This is a genomic window from Sphingorhabdus sp. (genome assembly GCF_044239005.1).
Classification (GTDB): Bacteria; Pseudomonadota; Alphaproteobacteria; order Sphingomonadales; family Sphingomonadaceae; genus Sphingorhabdus_B.
Genome location: NZ_JBIICH010000180.1, coordinates 1 through 2,624 on the forward strand (window position 1 = coordinate 1; position 2,624 = coordinate 2,624).

At 53.4% G+C, this 2,624-nt stretch carries 4 protein-coding genes and 1 pseudogene; 2 read left to right on the plus strand and 3 right to left on the minus strand.

The window, feature by feature from the left end:
* On the plus strand, window positions 1–458 hold a 458-nt coding region (locus ACILQA_RS10655; RefSeq protein ID WP_395629667.1), incomplete at its 5' end, for a hypothetical protein.
* Between the two features lie 12 nt (window positions 459–470).
* Complete coding sequence (locus ACILQA_RS10660; protein WP_324476716.1) at window positions 471–689, plus strand: DUF4170 domain-containing protein; 219 nt, start codon at window positions 471–473, stop codon at window positions 687–689.
* Between the two features lie 48 nt (window positions 690–737).
* On the opposite strand, the gene ACILQA_RS10665 is transcribed toward ACILQA_RS10660, so the two are convergent.
* The 3 genes and pseudogenes from ACILQA_RS10665 to ACILQA_RS10675 form a co-directional block, all read right to left on the minus strand.
* Window positions 738–1,400: a rhomboid family intramembrane serine protease gene (locus ACILQA_RS10665; RefSeq protein WP_395629668.1), complete on the minus strand. Its 663-nt coding sequence runs from the start codon at window positions 1,398–1,400 to the stop codon at window positions 738–740.
* Between the two features lie 36 nt (window positions 1,401–1,436).
* Window positions 1,437–1,913, minus strand: coding sequence for a transcription elongation factor GreA (greA, locus tag ACILQA_RS10670; protein WP_306062020.1), 477 nt, complete (start codon window positions 1,911–1,913; stop codon window positions 1,437–1,439).
* Between the two features lie 97 nt (window positions 1,914–2,010).
* Window positions 2,011–2,624: pseudogene (locus tag ACILQA_RS10675) on the minus strand (carbamoyl phosphate synthase large subunit); the annotation flags it as partial.

Here is a 2,624-nt window from a genome sequence, read left to right on the forward strand (position 1 = left end):
AACGAAACATGAGCAAGATTGGCGACAGCATCAAAACCGCAGCTGACAGCGCGAAAGACAGCCTTGCAAGCGCGAAGGCGAAAACGACACAATCCACTGCCGCAGCACGTGCAAAGGCATCTGAAGCATATGAAAAGGGCAAGGGCAAAACAAGCGACGGCATTGACAAAAATCCGTTGGCCATAGTCTTGGGCGGCATCGCGATCGGCGCCATCGTCGGCGCGCTTTTGCCGCGTACAGAGCGCGAAACAAAAGTTTTGGGCAAGGCCGGTAAAAAGCTGAACAAAAAAGCCCGCAAAATGGCTGATGCCGCGAAAGCCGCCGGTAAGGATCAGGTCGAAAGCCTTGGCCTGAACGGCGACGCGTTGCGTTTGCAATTTAGGGACCTTGTCAGCAAAGCCGCTCTCGCTGTAAAGGCCGCGAGTCAGGCGGCAACGGATGCTGCCAAAGAAAAATAATTGGATAACAGCGTGACCGATACAAAATTGCATCTCGTCTTTGGTGGACGGGTTGAAAACCCACAGACGTTGAAGTTTACGGATTTAGAAAAATTGGACATTGTTGGCATGTTTCCGGACTATGCCAGCGCAGAAGAAGCATGGCGGGCCGCCGCACAGCGCACGGTTGATGATGCCGAAATGAAATATGTCGTCGTTCATTTGCACAAGTTGCTACAACCCGGCGCGTAAATAATGCATTGGACGTTACCCTGAACCCATCAGGGTGACGTCAATGCCTCAGGCGTTACGATAGCGCCACAACAGCAATGGCCGTGCCAGAGCTAATCCCATCACAAAACCGCCTATATGCGACCAGATGGCAATAGCGATGCCTAATCCCGGCCCAACAAAGCCCATTACGAGGTTAAGGCCAATCCACGCCAAGGTCAGATGCAGCGGACGCGCGATCGCTGCAGGAACCGGCCCCCACCGCTTTGGCTGCTTGTTCGGGAACAGCAATAGATACGCCCCAATGACACCCGATATCGCGCCGCTTGCGCCGATGGCAGGCGCCATCATGTCCAGTGACATCGGCAATTGCAGATAGGCCGCCAGCCATTCAGTAGCTGCAGCGGCATAAGCGGACACCATATACAGCGCCAAGAAGAGACCGCCGCCCAAAACGCGCTCAACCATTTTGCCGATCAGCAAAAGCATGAGCATGTTCATGATGACATGCGCGATCCCGCCATGCAAAAATGCGGCCGTGAGCGGCGTAAGCAACGCGGGCACGAGAAATATTATGTCCGCAAACGCAGAACTATCACCGCTTAAACGTGCCGGAAAAAGCCCGCCGGCAACGACAGCATATTGCCACAAGGACGGCACCAACAAAATGGCAGCTATTGCCAGATTGATGATGATCAGTGCGTTGGTGACAGGTCCGCGGGGAAACTGCATGTCAAATATTACGGCGCTTCATGACGAAACGCATGTTCAGATGAACTCGATTTTGGATACGAGATAGAATTTGTCACCCGATGGCACCGTCACTTCGACTTCATCGTCGGCGATACGCCCGATAAGCGCGCGGCCCAATGGCGAGTTGTACGAAATACGGCCCGCCTTTGCATCGGCTTCGGTTTCACCCACCAGCTGATAGCGCACAGGCTTGTCATCTTCGTCCAACAACGTCACCGTTGCGCCGAAAACAATCTTGTCGCCCGACAGAGTGGTCGGATCAATGATTTGTGCACGACCTATTTTGTCTTCGATTTCTGAAATCGCAGCTTCAACCTGACCCTGGCGTTCCTTGGCAGCGTGGTATTCGGCATTTTCCGATAGATCACCATGCGCACGCGCTTCCTCAATTGCTTCCACAATCAATGGCCGCTCATCACGAAGGCGTTTCAAGTCGGTTGTCAGCTTTTCATAGCCTTCAGCCAACATCGGATATTTCTCAAAACTCGCCATCAGGCAAAACCCTTCGTCACAAAAACATCCCGACCGGAGAAATGATAACCATCAATCCGATATGCAGTTCAATTGTCGGGGAACGATACTGCTCGTGTTAATAATAGTCTTGAAGTGGCCGAACTTCAAGTTGCCGTTGCTGCAGCGCCGCAATCGCCTGTGCAACCGCGATGCTTCCTGCGGCTGTTGTATATTGCGAAACCTTGCCAACCAACGCGGAACGGCGGATTTCTTCGCTGTCTTTCAGGCTCTGCCAACCTTCGGTCGTGTTGAAGATCAGGTGGATTTCGCCATCTTTAATCTTGTCGACGATATGCGGGCGGCCCTGCGCGACCTTGTTGACGCGCTCGACTTCTATCCCTTGATCACGCAGATAATTTGCCGTGCCGTCGGTTGCGCATACGGTAAAGCCGCACGCAATCGCTTGTTTGACGGCAGGAACGATAACGGGCTTGTCTGTGTCTTTAACCGAAACGAACAGCTTCCCGCCCATCGGTGGCGGCATCCGCGCGCCGATTTGTGATTTGGCAAAGGCCGTCGCAAAATCGCGATCGATACCCATGACTTCGCCCGTTGATTTCATTTCAGGCGACAGCACGGGGTCAACACCGGGGAAACGATCAAAGGGGAATACCGCTTCCTTGACCGCAATATAATCGATGTCGAGGTTGATGGGCGGCAAGTCCTTTAGCTTTTCCCCCGCCATAACGC

What these genes read in the sequence shown, in the direction of transcription:
- ACILQA_RS10665 (WP_395629668.1), bottom strand. Translation starts at nt 1,400, where the DNA reads ATGCAGTTTCCCCGCGGACCTGTCACCAACGCACTGATCATCATCAAT.
- greA (WP_306062020.1), bottom strand. Translation starts at nt 1,913, where the DNA reads ATGGCGAGTTTTGAGAAATATCCGATGTTGGCTGAAGGCTATGAAAAG.